The organism is Arthrobacter sp. SAFR-044 (assembly GCF_051965175.1).
Taxonomy (GTDB): domain Bacteria; phylum Actinomycetota; class Actinomycetes; order Actinomycetales; family Micrococcaceae; genus Arthrobacter.
The window spans coordinates 275,627-295,078 of the sequence record NZ_JBQCMK010000001.1 but is presented as its reverse complement, the minus strand read 5'-3'; the positions used below and the strand labels follow the sequence as shown (position 1 = coordinate 295,078).

At 66.1% G+C, this 19,452-nt stretch carries 19 protein-coding genes and 1 pseudogene; 10 read left to right on the top strand and 10 right to left on the bottom strand.

Annotated features, from left to right (window positions below; all coding sequences use genetic code 11):
* The first annotated feature begins 57 nt into the window (after positions 1–57).
* The 3 genes from ACTHQS_RS01315 to ACTHQS_RS01305 all read left to right on the top strand — a co-directional run bounded on the left by ACTHQS_RS01315 (position 58) and on the right by ACTHQS_RS01305 (position 3,966).
* Positions 58–1,485 carry a class II fumarate hydratase gene (locus ACTHQS_RS01315; RefSeq protein ID WP_440165384.1) on the top strand — a complete coding sequence of 476 codons (1,428 nt, stop codon included), beginning with the start codon at positions 58–60 and terminating at the stop codon, positions 1,483–1,485.
* A gap of 130 nt (positions 1,486–1,615) precedes the next feature.
* A complete protein-coding gene (locus ACTHQS_RS01310; protein ID WP_440165382.1) occupies positions 1,616–2,284 on the top strand; it encodes a TetR/AcrR family transcriptional regulator in 669 nt (222 codons plus the stop codon).
* The gene (locus tag ACTHQS_RS01305; RefSeq protein ID WP_440165380.1) at positions 2,281–3,966 is read left to right on the top strand and encodes an MDR family MFS transporter; all 1,686 of its coding nucleotides are present in this window, start codon (positions 2,281–2,283) and stop codon (positions 3,964–3,966) included. The genes ACTHQS_RS01310 and ACTHQS_RS01305 overlap by 4 nt, the downstream gene beginning before the upstream one ends.
* Before the next feature lie 88 nt (positions 3,967–4,054).
* Here ACTHQS_RS01305 and ACTHQS_RS01300 read toward each other — a convergent pair whose 3' ends face one another.
* Together ACTHQS_RS01300 and ACTHQS_RS01295 are read right to left on the bottom strand one after the other, a co-directional pair.
* Entirely contained in the window at positions 4,055–4,525 is a 471-nt protein-coding gene (locus tag ACTHQS_RS01300) for an NUDIX hydrolase (protein ID WP_440165378.1), read from the bottom strand.
* A 41-nt stretch (positions 4,526–4,566) separates the two neighbouring features.
* Positions 4,567–5,109, bottom strand: a complete 543-nt coding sequence (locus tag ACTHQS_RS01295; protein ID WP_440165375.1) for a prepilin peptidase — start codon at positions 5,107–5,109, stop codon at positions 4,567–4,569.
* A 60-nt stretch (positions 5,110–5,169) separates the two neighbouring features.
* Here ACTHQS_RS01295 and ACTHQS_RS01290 point away from each other — a divergent pair, with 60 nt between their 5' ends.
* Complete coding sequence (locus ACTHQS_RS01290; RefSeq protein ID WP_440165373.1) at positions 5,170–5,961, top strand: hypothetical protein; 792 nt, start codon at positions 5,170–5,172, stop codon at positions 5,959–5,961.
* Between the two features lie 42 nt (positions 5,962–6,003).
* Positions 6,004–6,651 (top strand): annotated as a pseudogene (locus ACTHQS_RS01285) (GNAT family N-acetyltransferase).
* Positions 6,652–6,753: 102 nt separating this feature from the next.
* Here ACTHQS_RS01285 and ACTHQS_RS01280 read toward each other — a convergent pair.
* Both ACTHQS_RS01280 and ACTHQS_RS01275 read right to left on the bottom strand, forming a co-directional pair.
* Positions 6,754–8,172, bottom strand: a complete 1,419-nt coding sequence (locus ACTHQS_RS01280) for a PhoH family protein (protein ID WP_440165371.1) — start codon at positions 8,170–8,172, stop codon at positions 6,754–6,756.
* A 239-nt stretch (positions 8,173–8,411) separates the two neighbouring features.
* The gene (locus ACTHQS_RS01275) at positions 8,412–9,173 is read right to left on the bottom strand and encodes an isoprenyl transferase (RefSeq protein WP_141161648.1); all 762 of its coding nucleotides are present in this window, start codon (positions 9,171–9,173) and stop codon (positions 8,412–8,414) included.
* A 147-nt stretch (positions 9,174–9,320) separates the two neighbouring features.
* Between ACTHQS_RS01275 and trhA the strand changes: the two genes are divergently transcribed.
* Entirely contained in the window at positions 9,321–10,064 is a 744-nt protein-coding gene (gene trhA, locus ACTHQS_RS01270) for a PAQR family membrane homeostasis protein TrhA (RefSeq protein WP_440165370.1), read from the top strand.
* 23 nt (positions 10,065–10,087) lie between these two features.
* Here the strand turns inward: trhA and ACTHQS_RS01265 are convergent, their stop codons facing one another.
* Together ACTHQS_RS01265 and mca are read right to left on the bottom strand one after the other, a co-directional pair.
* On the bottom strand, positions 10,088–10,429 hold the full coding sequence (locus ACTHQS_RS01265; RefSeq protein WP_440165368.1) for a hypothetical protein: 342 nt from the start codon (positions 10,427–10,429) through the stop codon (positions 10,088–10,090).
* Between the two features lie 97 nt (positions 10,430–10,526).
* Complete coding sequence (gene mca / locus ACTHQS_RS01260) at positions 10,527–11,432, bottom strand: mycothiol conjugate amidase Mca (RefSeq protein ID WP_440165366.1); 906 nt, start codon at positions 11,430–11,432, stop codon at positions 10,527–10,529.
* Positions 11,433–11,560: 128 nt separating this feature from the next.
* On the opposite strand from mca, the gene ACTHQS_RS01255 reads away from it, so the two are divergent.
* Both ACTHQS_RS01255 and greA read left to right on the top strand, forming a co-directional pair.
* Positions 11,561–12,019, top strand: coding sequence for a DUF4307 domain-containing protein (locus ACTHQS_RS01255; RefSeq protein WP_440165365.1), 459 nt, complete (start codon positions 11,561–11,563; stop codon positions 12,017–12,019).
* A gap of 151 nt (positions 12,020–12,170) precedes the next feature.
* A complete protein-coding gene (greA, locus tag ACTHQS_RS01250; protein WP_440165363.1) occupies positions 12,171–12,665 on the top strand; it encodes a transcription elongation factor GreA in 495 nt (164 codons plus the stop codon).
* A 108-nt stretch (positions 12,666–12,773) separates the two neighbouring features.
* Here the strand turns inward: greA and ACTHQS_RS01245 are convergent, their stop codons facing one another.
* Genes ACTHQS_RS01245 through ACTHQS_RS01230 form a run of 4 tightly spaced genes read right to left on the bottom strand, consistent with a single transcriptional unit; the run spans position 12,774 to position 16,986 of the window.
* Positions 12,774–13,403: a rhomboid family intramembrane serine protease gene (locus ACTHQS_RS01245; protein ID WP_440165361.1), complete on the bottom strand. Its 630-nt coding sequence runs from the start codon at positions 13,401–13,403 to the stop codon at positions 12,774–12,776.
* Positions 13,404–13,411: 8 nt separating this feature from the next.
* Positions 13,412–14,650, bottom strand: coding sequence for a threonine ammonia-lyase (ilvA, locus tag ACTHQS_RS01240; protein WP_440165359.1), 1,239 nt, complete (start codon positions 14,648–14,650; stop codon positions 13,412–13,414).
* Positions 14,651–14,653: 3 nt separating this feature from the next.
* A complete protein-coding gene (locus tag ACTHQS_RS01235; RefSeq protein ID WP_440165356.1) occupies positions 14,654–15,991 on the bottom strand; it encodes an AI-2E family transporter in 1,338 nt (445 codons plus the stop codon).
* A 35-nt stretch (positions 15,992–16,026) separates the two neighbouring features.
* Positions 16,027–16,986: an aldose 1-epimerase family protein gene (locus tag ACTHQS_RS01230; RefSeq protein ID WP_440165354.1), complete on the bottom strand. Its 960-nt coding sequence runs from the start codon at positions 16,984–16,986 to the stop codon at positions 16,027–16,029.
* 100 nt (positions 16,987–17,086) lie between these two features.
* Here ACTHQS_RS01230 and galT point away from each other — a divergent pair, with 100 nt between their 5' ends.
* Positions 17,087–18,244: a galactose-1-phosphate uridylyltransferase gene (gene galT, locus ACTHQS_RS01225; RefSeq protein ID WP_440165353.1), complete on the top strand. Its 1,158-nt coding sequence runs from the start codon at positions 17,087–17,089 to the stop codon at positions 18,242–18,244.
* Positions 18,241–19,428, top strand: a complete 1,188-nt coding sequence (gene galK, locus ACTHQS_RS01220; protein ID WP_440165351.1) for a galactokinase — start codon at positions 18,241–18,243, stop codon at positions 19,426–19,428. The genes galT and galK overlap by 4 nt, the downstream gene beginning before the upstream one ends.
* Positions 19,429–19,452 lie beyond the last annotated feature (24 nt).

Sequence of the window (19,452 nt, the reverse complement as noted above, 5' to 3'; positions counted from 1 at the left end):
CGGCAACGCTTCCTTAACGGTTTTCGATGGGGCGCCGGATCGCCATAAGCTAGCCCCATGACTTCCACTGAAGAGTTCCGCATTGAACATGACACGATGGGCGAAGTCCGCGTCCCCGTGAACGCACTGTACCGCGCGCAGACGCAGCGGGCAGTAGAGAATTTCCCCATCTCCGGCAAGACCCTGGAGCGCACCCACATCGAGGCGCTGGCCCGGGTCAAGAAGGCCGCTGCCCAGGCCAACGCAGAACTGGGCGTGCTCGACGGCGAGCTGGCCAAGGCGATTGCAGGCGCAGCCGATGAGGTGGCCACCGGCAAGTACGACGGCGACTTCCCCATCGACGTTTTCCAGACCGGTTCCGGCACGTCCTCGAACATGAACACCAACGAGGTCCTGGCCGAGCTGGCGACGCGCGCGCTGAAGGCTGCGGGCAGCGACAAGGTGGTCCACCCCAACGACCATGTCAACGCATCGCAGTCCTCGAACGACGTGTTCCCCACGTCCGTCCACGTTGCCGCCACCTCCGCGCTGATCAACGACCTCATCCCCGCCCTGGGCTACCTGGCAGAGTCGCTGGAGCGCAAGGCTGTTGAGTTCAAGGACGTCGTCAAGTCGGGCCGCACCCACCTCATGGACGCCACCCCGGTGACCCTGGGCCAGGAGTTCGGCGGCTACGCTGCGCAGGTCCGCTACGGCATCGAGCGCATCAACGCCTCGCTCCCCCGGGTTGCAGAGGTTCCCCTTGGCGGCACCGCCGTGGGCACCGGCATCAACACACCCGCCGGTTTCCCCGAGCGCGTCATCGAGCTGCTCGCCACGGACACCGGCCTGCCGCTGACCGAGGCCCGCGACCACTTCGAGGCCCAGGCCAACCGCGACGGCCTGATCGAAGCCTCCAGCCAGCTGCGCAACATCGCCATCTCCTTCATGAAGATCAACAACGATCTCCGCTGGATGGGCTCCGGCCCCAACACGGGCCTGGGCGAAATCGCCCTCCCGGACCTGCAGCCCGGCTCCTCGATCATGCCCGGCAAGGTCAACCCGGTGATCTGCGAGGCCTCCATCATGGTGGCCGCCCAGGTCATCGGCAACGACACCGCCATCGCCTGGTCCGGCACCAACGGCGCCTTCGAGCTCAACGTCGGCATCCCGGTCATGGCCGCCAACCTGCTCGAGTCCATCCGCCTGCTGGCCAACACCAGCCGCGTCATGGCGGACAAGATGATCGACGGCATCACCGCCAACGTGGAGCGCGCCCGCTTCCTGGCCGAAGCCTCCCCCTCGATCGTGACGCCGCTGAACAAGTACATCGGCTACGAGAACGCCGCCAAGATCGCCAAGACCGCCGTCAAGGAGGGCCTGACCATCCGCCAGGCCACCGAGAAGCTCGGCTTTGTCGGCGAAGGCGAGGGCAAGGTTTCCGAGGCCGACCTCGACAAGGCACTGGATGTCACCACCATGACGGCCCCGGCACACAAGGCGTAAAAGCACTCAGCGCCCGACGGCGGCCGCCCACCTTCCCAACGGAGGCGGGCGGCCGCCGTCGTACTTTAAGCAACCGCGAGGGGCCTGGCCTAAGTTGCACTCTTTTAGAAAGAGTACAAAACTTTACTTTGTGACTGATAGTGCAACTTCTGACGGCCTGCGCGAGCGCAAGCGGACGGCCACCCGGAGCGCCATCACCTCCGCCGCGCGCGCCCTTACCTCCGAAAAGGGCCTCAACGGCTACACCGTGGAGGAAGTCTGCGAAGCGGCCGGGATTTCGCGCCGGACCTTCTTCAACTACTTCCCCACCAAGGAAGACGCCATCATCGGCCACGCCGAGGACGACGTTCCGGCCGATGTCATCGAGGAATTCGTGGCCGGTGCCGCCGGCTCCCGCGCCGGCGAAATTTCGCCCACCCTGTTCAGCGACCTGGTCCGGCTCTCCCTGCGCCTGGCCGAAGGAATGACGGAGTCCGAGGAAGAAACCCGGCAGCTGATCGGGGTCGTCAAAAAGGAACCGCAGCTCATCCTGAAAATCATCGGGGTCACGGAACAGCGCGAAGCCCAGTTCGCCCGGGACGTCGCCAGGCGTGAAGGCGTGGCGCCGGACCACCCAGTGGTGCAGATGGCCGTTGTCCTGCTCAGCACTATCGCGCGCAAAAGCAGCATGGCCTACTTCTCTGACGGCAATACCCGCAGCTACCCGGACCTGCTGCTGGAGAACATCTCCGCCGCCAGCGTCCTGTTTTCACAACCGTTCGACCTCCCTGACACCACCGCCGCAAAAGGACAATCATGAGTACCGCCACCACCAAGGCGCCGGCTGGGCGGCTGCTGTTGACGCAAAAACGCATCTGGATCATCTTTTCCGCGCTGATCGCCGGAATGCTCCTGTCCAGCCTGGACCAGACCATCGTCTCCACGGCCATGCCCACCATCGTGGGCAAGCTCGGCGGGGTGGAGCACCAGGCCTGGATCACCACCGCCTACCTGCTGGCCACCACCATCGTCATGCCCATCTACGGCAAGTTCGGTGACATCCTGGGCCGGCGCAACCTGTTCCTGGTAGCCATCGCACTCTTCACTGTGGCGTCGGTGGGCTGCGCGTTGGCCAGCGATTTCTGGGGCTTCGTCATCTTCCGCGCCATCCAGGGCCTGGGCGGCGGCGGTCTCATGATCCTCTCCCAGGCGATCATCGCCGACATCGTTCCCGCCAAGGAGCGCGGCAAGTACATGGGCCCGCTTGGTGCCATCTTCGGCCTCTCCGCCGTGGCCGGCCCGCTGCTGGGCGGCTTCTTCGTGGACCACCTCAGCTGGGAGTGGGCGTTCTACATCAACATCCCGGTCGGGATCGCCGCCTTCGCCATTGCCTGGTTTGCCCTCACCCTGCCGAACAAAAAGGCCGAAAAGCGGATCGATGTCCTCGGCGTCATCCTGCTCTCCGCCGCAACCACCTGTCTGATCTTCTTCACCGACTTCGGCGGCAAGAAGGACGAGGGCTGGGACTCCCCCCTCACTTGGGCCTTTGGTGCGGGCCTGCTGGTTTCTGCGGCCGCTTTCGTGATGGTGGAGCGCCGCGCCGAGGACCCCATCATCCCGCTCAGCCTGTTCCGGAACCGGATCTTCATCAATGCCACTGCCATTGGGTTCACGCTGGGCCTGGGCATGTTCTCCGCCATTGCCTTCGTGCCCACGTTCCTGCAGATGTCCTCCGGTACCTCCGCTGCCGAATCCGGTCTGCTGATGCTTCCCATGATGGCCGGCCTCATGGGCACCTCCATCTACTCAGGCATCCGGATCTCCAAGACCGGAAAATACAAGATGTTCCCCATCCTGGGCGCCGTCTTCACCATGGCGGCCATGCTCTGGATGACCACGCTCGCCGCCAGCACCCCCATCTGGGTCATCTGCCTCCAACTGTTCGTGTTCGGCGCAGGCCTGGGCCTGATCATGCAGGTGGTGGTCCTGGTGGTCCAGAACTCGGTCCCGGCGGACCAGATCGGCACCGCCACCAGCACCAACAACTACTTCCGCGAGGTGGGTGCCGCGATGGGCGTGGCTGTGTTCGGCTCGATCTTCACCACGCGGCTGTCCGAAGCCCTCACAAAGGCATTCACGGGAGCGGGAGCCTCCGCCGAGCAGGCGGGCCAGTCAACCCGCACACTGGACCCGCAGGCCCTGAGCCAGCTCCCGGAACAGCTGCGGGACGCCATCGTGAACGCGTACGCCGATTCCCTGGCCCCGGTGTTCTGGTACCTGCTCCCCTTCATCGCCGTTGCGCTGCTCCTGGCCCTCACGCTGAAGCAGATCCCATTGTCGGACACCGCGGGTATGGTGGCGCGCGGGGAGGCAGTAGGCGGCGAGGAAGCCGAGCGGCTCGCCGCCGGGCTTCCTGGCACCGCTGCCGGCGCCGCGGACGCTGGGCGTGAGGGGGACGTGGTGAAGGACGACGACGGCGAACTGGTTTCCCAGGGCCGTTGACGGCCCGGACGGAAGAGACCAACAGGGTCGCCGCAATCTTGGGGGTTGCGGCGCCCCTGTTTCGTTTAAGCCTCCCTCGCTTCGGCCGCTACGGCTCGAAGTGGACGGCTGCGGAGGGGGCCAGCGCCTGCCGGATGCTGGTGAGGTGCCCGGGCATCAGGTCGGGAAGGCAGTCAAGGGTGAACCAGCCGACGGCCAGGGATTCGTCGTCATTGACCCTGGCTTCGCCGGACACGTAGCGGCATAGGAACACCACGTCCAGGAATTCGCAGACGTCGCCGTTGGGATACGTGACCGGACCTACCGTGCCCACGGACACCACGCGCTCGGCCTCGGCCACGACTGCCGTTTCCTCGAAGATCTCACGAATCAGGCCGCGGGCCGGCTGCTCCCCGGGGTCCAGCATGCCGCTGACAAGCGCCCACTGGCGGTTGTCCGCCCGCTGGGCCAGCAGGATCCGGCCCGAGTCATCCACCACCACGCCCCGTACGCCGGGAACCCAGAGGGGGTCGTTGCCGATTTTCTTGCGCAGCTTCAGGACGTATTCGGGTGCAGGCATAGGGCCACCTTATCCAACGCCCAAGCCGAACACCCCGCGGCTCAGGCGGGAAGCAGCATGGCGGCCGCGGCCCCGGCGAGCATGAACGGCCCGAAGGGGATGGATGATTTCAAGGTTCCCCGCCGGGCGGCAAGGAGGGCCAGGGACCACAGCCCGCCCAGCAGGAAGGCCAGGAAGGTGCCCGCGAACAGGTGCCCCCAGCTGAGGTACCCAAGGTACATGCCGAGCACTCCCGCGAGTTTGACGTCGCCGAACCCCATGCCCGGCGGATAGACGAACCGGAGGATGAAGTAGAACAGCCACAGGATCCCGGCCCCGGCCACCACGCGGAGGGCAGGAGCTGCCAGGATCCCGTTGCCGTCACCGGCCGGAAGTGGGCTGGCCCAGGCGACGGCGGCCGCCGCCAGGAGGAGGACCCCGGCCACCGCGTAGGACGGAAAGACGATCCGGTTGGGCAGGAGGTGGTGCCGGACGTCAATGACGGTCAGCCGGACCGCCATCACCGCAAAGTAGAGGCAGGCCGCCAGGACCAGCCAGAAGGCAAGCGGGGTGTGCTGCCAGAGTTCACCGAGTCGTCCGATCACCCCTCGGATGCTACTGGATCCACCCATTCCCCCCGTAGCGCTCCCGCGTAAAATGTGGATATGTCGACCTGGGACTCCCGGCGCAGCCCGGTTCCGGACCCTCCTGCCGCCGCAGACCTGGCGGCAGTGTTCCGGAACCTGTGCCGGTCCTCCCCCTGGAAGTGGCAGTCGCTGCGGTTTGAGTACTGGGACCAGGCTTTTGCGTCAGCCCCCGCTCCCGGCGCCCCCTTCGTCCGTGCCTGGCTGCGCCGTCCGGGCGCACTTCGCCTGGAAAGCCCCGAACGCATGGTCCTGCACAGCACCACGGGGATTAACGATTCCCGCGATGTGTTCTATGTCAGTGCCACCCGCAAGTCCTGGCTCCTCCCTCCACATCTGGTCACCCCTGTGTACGACGACGGCGGCCTGGTCCGCCGTCGGCCCGAGGCCGCCTACGGGGAACCCGGTTTTGGCAATGGCCGCTTCTCGGCTGCGCTGGACCCCGTGGAGCTCGCGGGAAACGCTCCGGTACCCATCGAGTTTCCGGGCAGCAATGCGCTGGACATCCGGGAGGTGGGGTATGCCGACCACGAAGGCCGGCCCGTCATTGAAGCGGTGGTGGTCCCCAACGCCGCCTACCGCCCCGCCGACCCTGCCACTCCCCTGTGTCTCCCCGGCCGTTCCCTCCTCCGCGTGGACAGGGGCACCGGCGTCTGCGTATCCAGCCGGTCGCTGGAGCCGGAGACGGAAGGGTATGGCCACTGGATCCGGATCATCGCCGTGGATGAGTACATGCTGGACGATCTGTTCCTGGCCGAGTCCATGAACCTCACCGATGTCCGCCGGCACATCAGCTGGGACATTCCCGCCTGAGCGTGACACGCCGCGCCGGCGCTGGTCGGCTAGGCTTCGCGGATGACGACGATGAGCTCCATCTGGCCCCTTTTCGACCTGAGGCTGACCACGCCCCGGCTGGAGCTCCGGCCCATCACTGACCAGGACATCCCGGCAGCGGTGGACGCCGCACGCAGCGGAATCCACGATGCCGCCAGGAACCCGTTCAGCACGCCGTGGACAGAGCTGGCCGACGACGAACTGGGCCCCAACATGGCCCGCTGGTAGTGGCGCTGCCGCGCTGGGTTCACTCCCGAAGACTGGACGCTCCTCCTGGGAATCTGGCACGAAGGGCAGTTCATCGGGTGCCAGGACGTGGGTGCCAAGGACTTTGCGGTGCTGAAGACCGTCACCACCGGATCCTGGCTCAAGCAGTCCGTCCAAGGCCGGGGACTGGGCAGGGAGATGCGTGCCGCCGTCGTCCTGTGGGCCTTTGACCGGCTTGGCGCCCAAGTCGCCGAATCCGAGGCCGCCGCCTGGAACAGCGCGTCCCTGGGCGTATCCCGTTCCCTCGGCTACGAACTGAACGGCACCAGCCGGAAGGCCTGGGGCACCAATGTCGAAACACTCCAGCACGTCCGCCTCAGCCCGGAAACCCTCAACCGCCCGGACTGGCAGCTAAAGGTAGAGGGCCACGAGGCGGCAGCCAGGTTCCTCAGCGTGCGTTGAGTGCCCGTCCGTGGCTGCGGGCGTGGGGCAGCCTTCCGGCAGCGTGCGTCAAAGGCGAGGAACGAGCCAGCACGCAGAGGAAGGGTGCCCCACGCACCCCCGCTATCCTTCGAGCAGTTCCGTCACAAGGGCCGCGATTGGGGACCTTTCGGAGCGGGTGAGGGTGACGTGGCCGAAGAGCGGGTGTCCTTTCAGGGTTTCGACGACGGCGGCAATTCCGTCGTGGCGTCCCACGCGGAGGTTGTCGCGCTGGGCGACGTCGTGGGTGAGCACGATCTTGGAGTTCTGGCCGATCCGGCTCATGACGGTGAGGAGGACGTTCTTTTCGAGGGACTGGGCCTCGTCGACGATCACGAAGGCGTCGTGGAGGGAACGGCCGCGGATGTGGGTGAGGGGCATGACCTCGAGCATGCCCCGGTCCATGACCTCTTCCACCACTTCCTGGCTGACCAGGGCGCCGAGGGTGTCAAAGACCGCCTGCGCCCACGGGTTCATTTTCTCGGACTCCGAGCCCGGCAGGTAGCCGAGTTCCTGGCCGCCCACTGCGTAAAGGGGCCGGAAGACGATCACCTTACGGTGTTCGCGTCGTTCCAGCACGGCCTCAAGGCCCGCGCACAGGGCCAGCGCCGACTTTCCGGTGCCGGCGCGGCCTCCCATGGAAACGATGCCCACCGACGGATCCATCAGCAGGTCGATGGCCAGCCGCTGCTCGGCCGAACGGCCGTGGAGGCCGAACACGTCGCGGTCACCCTTGACGAGGCGGACCTGCTTGTCGGCGCCCACCCGGCCCAGGGCGGAGCCGCGGTTGGAGAGCAGCACCAGCCCGGTGTTGACGGGCAGTTCGGCGGCGGCGGGGATGAAGACCGGTTCGTGGCCGTAGAGGGTGGCGATCTCCTGTTCGTCCGCGTCGATTTCCGCGACGCCCGTCCAGCCGGAGTCCTTGACCAGTTCGTTGCGGTATTCATCGGCCGTGAGCCCCATGGCGGAGGCTTTGACGCGCATGGGCAGGTCCTTGGAGACCACCGTGACGTTGCGTCCCTCGTTGGCCAGGTTCTTGGCGACGGCGAGGATGCGGCTGTCGTTATCGCCGCTGCGGAACCCCAGCGGCAGGACCTCCGCGGAGATGTGGTTCAGTTCCACCATGAGGGTGCCGCCCTCGTCGCCGATGGGAAGGGGCTGGTTCAGGCCGCCGTGCTTGACCCGGAGGTCGTCCAGGAGCCGCAGGGCATTCCGGGCGAAGTAACCGAGTTCCGGGTCGTGCCGCTTGGCTTCGAGTTCGGTGATGACCACGACGGGGACGACAACTTCATGTTCGGCGAACCGCAGGAGTGCGCGGGGATCGGAGAGCAGGACGGAGGTGTCGATGACGAAGGTGTGGATGTCGGCTTCCCTTCCGGAGACAGCAAAACCGGCCGCAGCATCAGTTGCTGCGCCGGTCACAGAGGTGGCTCGCATGGCGCGAGAGGTAGCTTTTCCGCCCTGTCCAGCCAGGACCTCGGGCAGTTGTTCAGAAGTAGCCACATCGACTCCAGCCCCGGGCGCCAGCCCGGATTTGTTATTGGTGAGGCGGCTCGGCCACGAGGCCGGGTCCGGCCTCCCATACAACCGGTGCGATGTTTCGCTCCATGTACTGGCCTCCCCGATCAGCCGGCGGTTTTGCCTGCTGATGGATATAACGTAAATCCACCGCAGGTCATTTCCGCAACCATTTGTCGGCGATTTCTCTGGCGTATGTATGAACTCGTTATGAACGGCAGGATTCAGGCGCCAAAACGGCGCTGCCGGCCCGCATAATCGCGGAGGGCGCGGAGGAAGTCCACCTTGCGGAACGCCGGCCACAGCGCCTCGCAGAAGTAGAACTCGCTGTAGGCGCTCTGCCACATCAGGAAGCCGGAAAGGCGCTGCTCCCCGGACGTCCTGATGACCAGGTCCGGATCCGGCTGGCCGCGCGTGTACAGGAAGCGCGAGATGTCATCGACGCACAGGTCATCGGCGAGCTTTGAGATGTCCATGCCCTTGGCGACTGCGTCGTGCAGGAGTTCGCGGACGGCGTCGACAATTTCCCGGCGGCCCCCGTATCCCACGGCCACGTTGACATGGATCTTTTCCCGGACAGGTGTCCTGGCGGTGAGTTTGTTCAGCCGCTCGGCCAGGTAGTCCGGCAGCAGTTCGGGGGCGCCCATGGCGTGCACGGAGATGTTGGCGTCTTCGTCCAGCCGGTCCAGGGTGTTGGCGATGATCCCCATCAGGAGGTCCAGTTCCTCACTGGAGCGGTTCATGTTGTCGGTGGAGAGCATGTACAGCGTCACCACTTTGACGCCCAGCTCCTGGCACCAGCCCAGGAATTCGTGGATCTTGTCCGCTCCGGCCTGGTGGCCCTGGGCGGTGGGGGCGTTGAACTGCTTGGCCCACCGCCGGTTGCCGTCCACCATGACACCGATGTGGCGGGGAATGCGGTCGCGCGGAAGGTCCTTGAGCAGCCGGCGCTCGTAATAGCCATAGAGGAACCCGGGCAACTCCACGCGTCCACTCACCTGACTTTCCTGCCGTACGTACATCCACATCCTAGGCTACCGCCCGCGGCACTCCGGGACGGGCAGCACCGGTGGACGGACAGCCATAGAAGTTACCGAGCGGTAACTTACTGCTCCGTAAGTTATTCTGGTGCCATGAACAGCGACTCTTCGCAGGCTTCCCCGGCGCCCCGGCCGGAGGACAGAAACGCCGGTTCGGATCCGGAGCCCAGCGCAGTGGATGACGCCGCGGTCCGCCTGGCGGAACTACTGATGATCAAGCCCAAGTGGCGCGGTTGGATCCACACCGTCACGGCCCCGCTGGCACTCGCTGCCGGGATTATCCTGGTGGTCCTCGCCCCCACGGTTGACCGTCGGATCACGTCTGCCGTCTACGCCGCCACGGGCGTTTTGTTGTTCGGTGTCAGCGCCGTTTACCACCGCGGCAACTGGTCCCCGCGGGTCAAGTTGGTCCTGAAGCGGCTGGACCATACCAACATCATGCTGGTGATCGCCGGCACCTACACGCCATTGGCATGGACGCTCCTGGAACGCCAGCAGGCGGTGGTGCTCCTGTGGGTCATCTGGTCCGGTGCCATCCTTGGTGTGCTGTTCCGGCTGCTGTGGACTGATGCTCCGCGCTGGCTCTACGTTCCCATCTACATCGCACTGGGCTGCGGCGCGCTCTTCTACCTGCCGCAATTTTTCCAGGCCAGCATTCCCGCGGCCGTGCTGATCTGCGTGGGCGGCGTCCTCTACATCACAGGCGCTGTCTTTTACGCGTTGAAGAAGCCGAATTTCAGCTACTACCACTTCGGCTTCCACGAACTGTTCCATGCGTTCACCGTGTTTGCCTTCGCGGCACACTTCGTCGCGATCGCCCTGGCGGTCCTCGCCTAAGGCGGTTCCCGCGCGGAATTCCCCTACTCGCGGGGCCGCGAAACGCCGTCGGCCGGGCCGTTTCCCTTGGCGTCCGGCGCTGCCGGGTGCGTGCCGCCGTCGAGCCCGTCCTGGGCGTCCGCGGCGTCAATGTCGGCGGCGGCAGCGGCCGCCAGGCGCTCTTCCTCCACCTGCGCCCGGTAGCGGACCCTGCGGATTCGCCGCACCATGTCCACAATGAGCAGGGCGGTGGCCACGACGAAAAAGGCCGTCATGATGAACCCCAGGAGGCCCGGCGTGACCTGGTCCTCGGAAATTCCGTCCCGGAGCGTCGGAGTGGGCAGCGGGCTCGGCGTAGTGGCGAGGCTGAGGAGCAGAGAATGCACGGTTAATACCTTCTGGTGGAACGGATGCAGCAGGATGCGGAAGGAACGGCCTGTCGCCGCGCCTGTCTTCTACGCAAGATAGAAATGGCCTGCCTGTCTATCTTAGCCCTGCAAACAGGTCCTTCTCGGGGAGTTCGGACGGCACCCGGGAGTGGATCAGGGAATAGTCTTCCCAGGGCCAGACCCGCCGCTGCATGTCCGGCGAGACTGCGAAGAAGAACCCCAGCGGGTCCACTTGCGTCTGGTGCGCACGGAGGGCGTCGTCGCGCATCTCGAAGAAGTCGCCGCAGTCCACCTGCGTGGTCGTGGGATGGGCGGCAGGGGGCGGAGTGTGCCCCTCGGCGTCGGACTCCAGCCAGGCCGCCAGGCGCTCTGCATACGGAGACTGTAGACCTGCCTCTTCCAGCGCGAAGTGCAGCGCGCGGAACCGCTCGGGGCTGAAGGCGCGGTCGTAGTAGAGCTTGCTTGGCTCCCAGGCTTCCCCTGCCTCCGGATAACGGTCCGGGTCGCCCGCGGCGTCGAAGGCTTCCACGGCCACCCGGTGCGCCATGATGTGGTCCGGGTGGGGGTAACCGCCGTTCTCGTCATAGCTGAGGATCACGTGGGGCTTGAAGGACCGTACCAGGCGCACCAGCGGCGCCGCGGCCTGCTGCAGGGGCAGGGTGGCAAAGGAGCCTGCCGGCAGGGGCGGGAGCGGGTCGCCTTCGGGGAGGCCGGAGTCAACGAAGCCAAGCCACCGCTGGCGGATGCCCAGGATGGCAGCGGCCCGCTGCATCTCCAGCCTGCGGGCGCCGGCCATGTCGCGTTTGGGATGTGGCACGCCTTCCATGGCGGGGTTCTGGATGTCGCCCCGGGAGCCGTCCGTGCACGTTGCCACCAGGACGTCAACGCCGGCAGCCGCATACATCGCCATGGTCGCAGCGCCCTTGCTGGATTCGTCATCCGGGTGGGCGTGGACCGCGAGCAGCCGGAGCGGCACCTGGGAGTTGCTGGACGCTGTCATGGAAAGGACGGCTCCTTATTCGTCTTGCGCGGCTTGTGGCAGCTTTCGGATGTTTATCGCGGGTGCATTCCCGGGTGGCAGCTGGAGCCACCGCAAAGAGCCCGGGGAAAGGGCACTAAACTGGTCTGGTGACTTCCCCGGACCAGCCGGCCCAATCCGTGCCCGCAGACACTAGCCTAGCCAATCGGTATGGTGCTAAAAAGCGCCGGCTCTCCCCCAGGGCCGCCCGGGCGGCCGTCGGTGTCGCTCTGGTTGCGGGAATCGGGTTCCTGGCCTGGGTGACCACGTCCAACTCGCTTTCGGGCGTGACGTTCAAGGACGTGGGTTACAGCACCACCGATGCCACGCTCGCGGAAGTGGACTTCCAGGTGACCAGGGAACCGGCCAACCCCGTCAAGTGCGCCGTGAAGGCCCTGGACTCCAAGTTTGCGGTGGTGGGTTGGAAAGTGGTGGACGTTCCGCCATCAGCGGCGGATGGAACGCCCGACGGCGGCAGGACAGTCGCCCAGCGCGTCACCTTGCGCACGGAGTCGGCGTCCGTATCCGGCGTGGTGGACAGCTGCTGGATTCCCGGCGCCGCGCCGTAAGAGATGTGATGTGCGACGCTTGCTTGTTGGGTTATCTCCAAGGGATTGACTACAATGGAGAGATACCTTTACCCCGCTGAGCTGGTTACTGTTCCACAAGTGGCCACCGTGGCGGGGTCTTTTGCATGTAGGACCACTAGAGGAGAAGTCCGTGTCTACCACCAACAGCGCATCTGCAGCCTGGCTTACCCAGGAAGCTTTTGACCGCCTGAAGGCAGAGCTGGACCACCTTTCCGGCGCAGGCCGGGCGGAGATCGTCCAGAAGATTGAAGCAGCGCGGCAAGAGGGGGACCTCAAGGAAAACGGGGGCTACCACGCAGCCAAGGAGGAGCAGGGCAAAATTGAAGCCCGCATCCGCCAGCTGACGGCGCTGCTCCGGGACGCCCATGTGGGTGAAGCGCCTGCCGATGACGGCATCGTGGAGCCGGGCATGCTCGTGGTTGCCAGGATCGCCGGGGATGAAGAGACCTTCCTGCTGGGGTCGCGCGAGATCGCGGGCGACTCAGACCTGGATGTCTTCAGCGAAAAGTCCCCCCTTGGTGCGGCCATCCTGGGGCACAAGGAGGGCGAGACCCTCAGCTACGTTGCGCCCAACGGCAAGGACATCAAGGTGGAGATCCTCTCCGCCAAGCCCTATGCCGGCTAGCGCCAGGAAAAGCAGGAAGCCTGCGCGGCGAATGCGGCGGCTGTCCCCACAGGGGACGGCCGCCGCTTTTCTGTCTGTGCCGCGGGGGCTGCGCGGCAGGACCTGCGCTCAGAACTGGCGACGAAGCGCAGGGACGCGTGGACGAAGCAGCAGGGCCGCGATTATCCCGCCGGCGGCGCCGCCCAGGTGTGCCTGCCAGCTCACGTAGCCTGCCACAAACGGCAGGGCACCCAGCAGAATGCTTCCGTAACCCATGAAGAGGACCACCGCGAGCAGGATCTGCCGCCAGCTGCGGTTGAAGAATCCACGCACCAGGAGGAACGCGAAGAGTCCAAAGACCAGGCCTGACGCGCCCACCGTGACACCGGTGCCGATCAGCCACACCGTCAAACCGCTGCCCAGCCAGCTGAAGGCCAGCGCGGTGAGGAAGACGCGCAGCCCGGAAAGGAACACCAGGAAGCCGAAGATGACCAAGGGCAGGCTGTTGGAGAGCAGGTGGTTCAGGTTGGCGTGCAGGAGCGGGAAGGTGAAGATGTCCAGCAGCCCGTCGGCGCTCCTGGGCCGCAGACCGAAGGTCCGCGTGAGTGCGCCCATCATCAGCGTGTTGGCCACTTCGATGGCGAACAACAGGGCCACGAAGCCACCCAGCACCAGCAGGCCACCCTTGGCGCGCGACGCGATAGCCTGCCGGCCGGGGACGCCCCCGTTGCCCGTCAGTCCGTTACCCAGTCCGGCCATGGCCGCTCCTAATGCACAACGATCGGCTGGAAACCCTCGGCACGGAGTGCGCTGAGGACCTGCTCACCGTGCTGGTGGCCTTTGGTCTCCAGGTTTACGGTAATGGAGACGTCGCCCATGCTGATGGATCCGCCCACCCTGGTGTGGTCCAGGCCGGTGACGTTGGCATCGTTTTCGGCGATGATACGGGCAATGGTTGCCAGCGAGCCCGGGCGGTCGTCGAGCATCATCCGTACGGTCATGTAACGCCCTGCGGCGGAGAGGCCGCGCTGGATGACCTTGAGCATCAGCATCGGGTCGATGTTGCCGCCGGAGAGGACCGCCACCGTGGTTCCGGGGTTCTCGATCTTGCCGTCCATGAGCGCTGCCACCCCCACGGCGCCCGCCGGTTCCACTACCATCTTGGCCCGTTCCAGGAGGAAGATCAGCGCACGGGCCAGGGAGTCCTCACTGACGGTGACCACATCGTCAACCAGCTCGCGGATGATGCTGAAAGGCAGCTGTCCCGGCCGTCCCACGGCGATGCCGTCCGCCATGGTGGAGACCCTCTTCAGCGGCACCAGTGCGTCAGCGGCAAGCGAAGGCGGGTAGGCGGCGGCGTTCTCCGCCTGGACGCCGATGATGCGGATCTCCCGGCCGAGTTCCTTTGCACGGGCCTTGATGGCGACGGCGACCCCCGCCAGGAGCCCCCCGCCGCCCACGCCCATCAGGACGGTGTCAACGTTCGGAACCTGCTCCAGGATCTCCAGGCCCACGGTGCCCTGGCCGGCCACGACGTCCACGTTGTCGAACGGATGGACGAAGACCATGCCGGTTTCATCGCTGTACCGCTGGGCTTCGGCGAGCGCCTCGTCCACGTTGTGACCGTGCAGGATGACTTCGGCACCGTGGCTGCGCGTGGCGGCAAGCTTGGGCAGTGCGACGCCCAGCGGCATGTAGATCCGGGCCTTGATGCCAAGGCTCTTGGCAGCAACCGCAACACCCTGTGCGTGGTTGCCTGCCGAGGCTGCCACCACGCCACGTTTTTTCTCTTCGGGCGAGAGCCGTGCCATCCGGACATAGGCACCGCGTACCTTGAACGAGCCGGCGCGCTGGAGGTTTTCGCATTTGAAATAGACGTCGCCGCCCACCATGCCCCCCAGGGCCCGCGACGATTCAACGGGGGTGCGCGCAATGATCCCGTCGAGCAGCTTCTGCGCCTCAAGGACATCGTCCAGTGTGACGGGAAGGGTTTCAAGGATCTTCACGGACTACTCTCCTCTGGGTTCTGCCCCGGTGCCTTCCGTAGAGGCGGTGCGGGCATCACGGTGTTGGGATGGAGTGCCGGCCGCCGGACCGCTCCCGGCGTCGGATGCAGACGGCGGCACAACGTCCTCGATGGTGTTGTCTCCGCCTGCTCCGGCCGTGATGGGCCTCCCGGCAATAACCGGCACCTGTTCATGTTCCCACGTTCTTGCGGCAATGTAGCGAACGGCCGAGTTTGCTACGGCCAGGATGGGTACGGAGAACAGCGCTCCGGGAATGCCGGCAAGGTAGGAGCCTGCCGCCACGCTGAGGATTACTGCCACCGGATGGAGCGACACTGCCTTGCCCATGACCAGGGGCTGCAGGATGTGGCCCTCAAGCTGCTGGACCAGCAGGACGATTGCCAGCATGATCAGGGCGTTGACGGGGCCGTTGGCCACCAGTGCCAGGAGGACTGCGACGACGCCGGTCACCAGGGCCCCGACGACCGGGATGAACGAGCCAAGGAAGACCAGCACGCCCAGGGGAAGCGCGAGCGGGACGCCAATGATGGCAGCCCCGACGCCGATTCCGGTGGCATCCACTGCGGCGACGAACATCTGGATGCGTGCGTAGCTGACCATGGATGCCCAACCCTTGCGGCCTGCGCCGAACGTGGCGGCCCGGGCCTTGCGGGGCAGCATCCTCACCAGGAATGCCCAGATGCGGTCTCCTTCCAGGAGGAAGAAGATGAGGATGAACAGCGAGAGCAGCATGCCGGCGGCAAAGTGCCCGGCGGTGCTGCCGAAAGAGAGGGCACCGCTGAGGATGCTGCTGCTGTTGTTCTGCAGCGCGTCGGTGGCTTCCTTGATGTACTGGTCGATCTGAGTTGCAGTGAGGTGCAGCGGTCCCGCCGAGAGCCAGTCCTGGACCTGCCGCACGCCTTCGAGTGCCTGGGAATAAAGCTCGCTGAAACCTACGACAAGCTGCCTGCCCACCAGGGTCAGCGCACCGGCAATGACGCCGACGAACCCCAGGACGGTCACGGCGACGGCCAGGCCTGCGGGCAGCCCCCGACGTTTCAGCCATGCCGTCACCGGGCTGAGGAGTCCGGCGAGAAGCGCAGCCACCATGACCGGGATGATCAGGAGGGTGATGTGGCTGAGCAGCCACACCAGCGTTCCCACCATCAGGAGGATCAGGCCCAGCCGCCACGACCAGGAGGCCGCAATGCGGATGCCGTACGGTATGTCCTTGTCCAGTTCACGGTCGGTCAGGACCCGCAGGGGCGCAGCCGCGGCCGGTGCGGGCGCGGGGGCCGGTACTGGGCGGGCAAGGGTAACGTCGTCCTCTTTTGGCGTCATATCCCAATACTTCCCCAGCGGTGGCCCAATGCAAACTACTGGGCCGCGCGCGGTGTGTAGTCGATTCCCCATTCCATACTGAAGGACTCCCCCGGCTGTAGCCACCGGAGGCCGTCACCGGATTTGAAGGCATTGGCCGGCCCTGTCATTGGCTCCACTGCCACTGCCCGGGCCCGGCCGGGATACACCGTGCTCACGTAGATGTGGACGTACCGGCAGGATTCATCCTGCCAAAGCGACACCGCACTGCCGTCCGCCGCTGAGAGGGTGTGCCGGGCCACGCCGCCCTCAAAGCGGAGGTCAGTCAGGGCAACGTCCACTGCCAGGTCCGCGATGTGCCGCCCCGAACGGAAATCAACATCCCCGTCAACCGGGGCCGAACTACGCGGAATCAAGCGGTCATCGGTCACCAGCCGGGTATCGGCGGCAACGGTCAGCTGCAGCTGCTCCACCGGGGCGTCACCGACCCGCAGGTAGGGGTGCGCGCCCAGGACGAAGGGAGCGGCTGCCGCACCGTCGTTGGCCAGGGTCTGCCGGACCCGCAGCCCCAGGTCTTCCGAAAGCTGGTAATCGACCCGGTGCCGCACCAGGAAGGGGTACCCGTGCTGCGGGAAGACCACTGCCTCCAGCGCCACGGCATGTGGGGATTCCTCCACGGCCGCGTAGCCGGTGTTTCGCAGCAGGCCATGGCTGGCGTTGTTGCGGGACACTTCGGTGATGTCCAGTTGCTGCTTCCTGCCGTCGAGGAACCACTGCCCGTCCTCCACCCTGTTGGCCCAGGGTGCCAGCGTGATGCCCGCCCCGCCGGGAGAGATTTCGCCATCACCGTAGGTTTCGGTCAGCAGGACGCCGCCCCTGCTGAAAGAGCGGAGTCCGGCGGCAAGCTCGGTGACCACGGCCACGGCGTCACCCCGCCGAAGTTCGTGTTGCCGGCCGGTGGCGCACGACCTTGCGGATGCAGGGGCGGAAGTTCCCTGTTCGGAAGAGGCAGTCATGGGGATTACCGTACAACGGGCGGCGCCGTACCCGCATCCCCTTCCTGTTACTTTTTGTTGTTAACTATTCATTTTTGATCGTTTGTGCCAGACTTTTTGCATGACAGGGATTACGAGCACCACACTCTCCGACGGCCGGGAACTGATCTATTTTGACGACGCCGGCACCGGCACCTCCCGCGCCGGACACCTCACCACCGACCACCGCGGCCTGCCGCCGCGTGGGGAACCGGGCGAGGTCCGCTTCGATGCGCTGACGGACGAATGGGTGGCCATCGCCGCACACCGCCAGGCCCGCACCCACTTGCCGCCGGCAGACCAGTGCCCCATCTGTCCCACCACACCCGGAAATGCTTCCGAAATTCCTGCTGCAGACTATGACGTGGTGGTCTTCGAGAACCGGTTCCCCTCCCTGGGGCCGGCTCTGGGACCAGTCCCGGAGGATGCCGCGTGGGGAACGAAAGGCCCGGCGTACGGTCGCTGCGAGGTGGTGTCCTTTACCCCGGACCACACCGGATCCTTCAGCGGGCTGAGCCAGGAACGGTCCCGGACCGTGGTTGAAGCGTGGTCGCAGCGCACCGCTGCACTCAGTGCCATGGCGGGCGTCAAGCAGGTCTTCCCGTTCGAGAACCGGGGCGCCGACATCGGGGTGACGCTGCATCACCCGCACGGGCAGATCTACGCCTACCCCTATGTCACGCCGCGCGCCGGCGTCCTGGGTGCGGCGGCGCGGAGGTACTACGACGCAAAGGACGGCAGGGATACCCTGACCGGTTCACTGCTGCGCGCTGAGCGGGAGGACGGCAGCAGGATGGTGGTGGAAGGGAGACATTTCAGCGCCTACGTGCCCTTCGCCGCCCGGTGGCCGCTGGAGATCCACCTGGTCCCGCACCGCCAGGTCCCCGACCTCGCCGCCCTGGGCGGGGAGGAAAAGGATGAGCTCGCCCAGGTCTACCTGGACCTGCTCAAACGGGTCGACGCCCTGTACCCCACGCCCACTCCCTACATCTCCGCCTGGCACCAGGCACCGCTGGATGAGGTCCTGCGTCCCGCTGGCTACCTCCACCTGCAGCTGACCTCCCCGCGCAGGGCAGCCGATAAGCTGAAGTACCTGGCCGGATCGGAGGCAGCCATGGGCGCATTCATCAATGACACCACGCCCGAAAGCGTCGCGGAACGGCTGCGCAATGTTGCCGTCCCGCCGTCGTCTGCGCCTGCTGCCGCCCTGGCAGCCACCCCGGAAGGAGCCTCCGCGTGACCACCCATAACCAAGCCGACAACCAGGCCGCAGCTGCCGCGCTGCAGGATCTGGGCGGCCGCTTTGAGCAGGAGTTCGGCAGCGCTCCCGACGGCGTATGGCAGGCGCCGGGACGGGTGAACCTCATCGGCGAACATACGGATTACAACGAAGGCTTCGTCCTGCCCTTCGCCATCGACCGCACCGCCCGGGTGGCCGTCGGCGTCCGGGAAGATGCCGGCGTCAGGCTGTTGTCCACCTACGGTGACCAGGGCGTGGTCACCACATCGCTGGAGTCGCTGCAGCCCGGAACGGCCAAAGGCTGGACCAAGTACCCCCTGGGCGTGATGTGGGCCCTCCGGAAACGTGGCATCGACGTGCCCGGACTGGATCTGCTCCTTGACTCAAACGTGCCGCTCGGTGCCGGCCTGTCGTCGTCGCACGCCATCGAATGCGCCGTCATCACCGCGCTGAATGACCTGACGGGCGCCGGGCTCAAGGCCGAGGACATGGTGCTGGCCACCCAGCGGGCGGAAAACGACTTCGTCGGGGCGCCCACGGGGATCATGGACCAGTCCGCGTCCCTGCGCGGTTCAAAGGGCCACGCAGTCTTCCTGGACTGCCGGGACCAGGCGGCGCGACTGGTCCCGTTTGAGACCGAACCCGCCGGCCTGGTGCTCTTGGTGATCGACACCAAGGTGTCACACTCGCACGCCGACGGGGGTTACGCCTCGCGGCGCGCATCCTGCGAGCTGGGCGCGGAGGTAATGGGGGTGAAGGCCCTGCGGGACCTGGAAGTGGCGGACCTCGAGGAAGCCAGCGGGCTGCTGGACGAGGTCACCTTCCGTCGCGTGCGGCATGTGGTCACGGAGAACGACCGGGTGCTTCAAACCGTCGAGCTCCTGGGCGGCCCCGGCGCGGGCGCCATCGGTCCCCTGCTGGACGCCAGCCATGCCTCCATGCGCGACGACTTCGAAATCTCATGCCCGGAGCTGGACCTGGCAGTGGACACCGCCCGCGCCTCTGGCGCCATCGGCGCGCGCATGACGGGCGGCGGCTTCGGCGGAGCGGCGATCGCCCTGACCCCCGTGGCCGCCGAGCAGAAGGTGCGTGACGCCGTCGTGAAGGCTTTCTCGGCCGCCGGCTTTGCAGCCCCGGACATCTTTACCGTCACCCCCGCCGCCGGAGCCATGCGCATCGCCTAAGCCTGTTCCCCGCCGCATCAACGC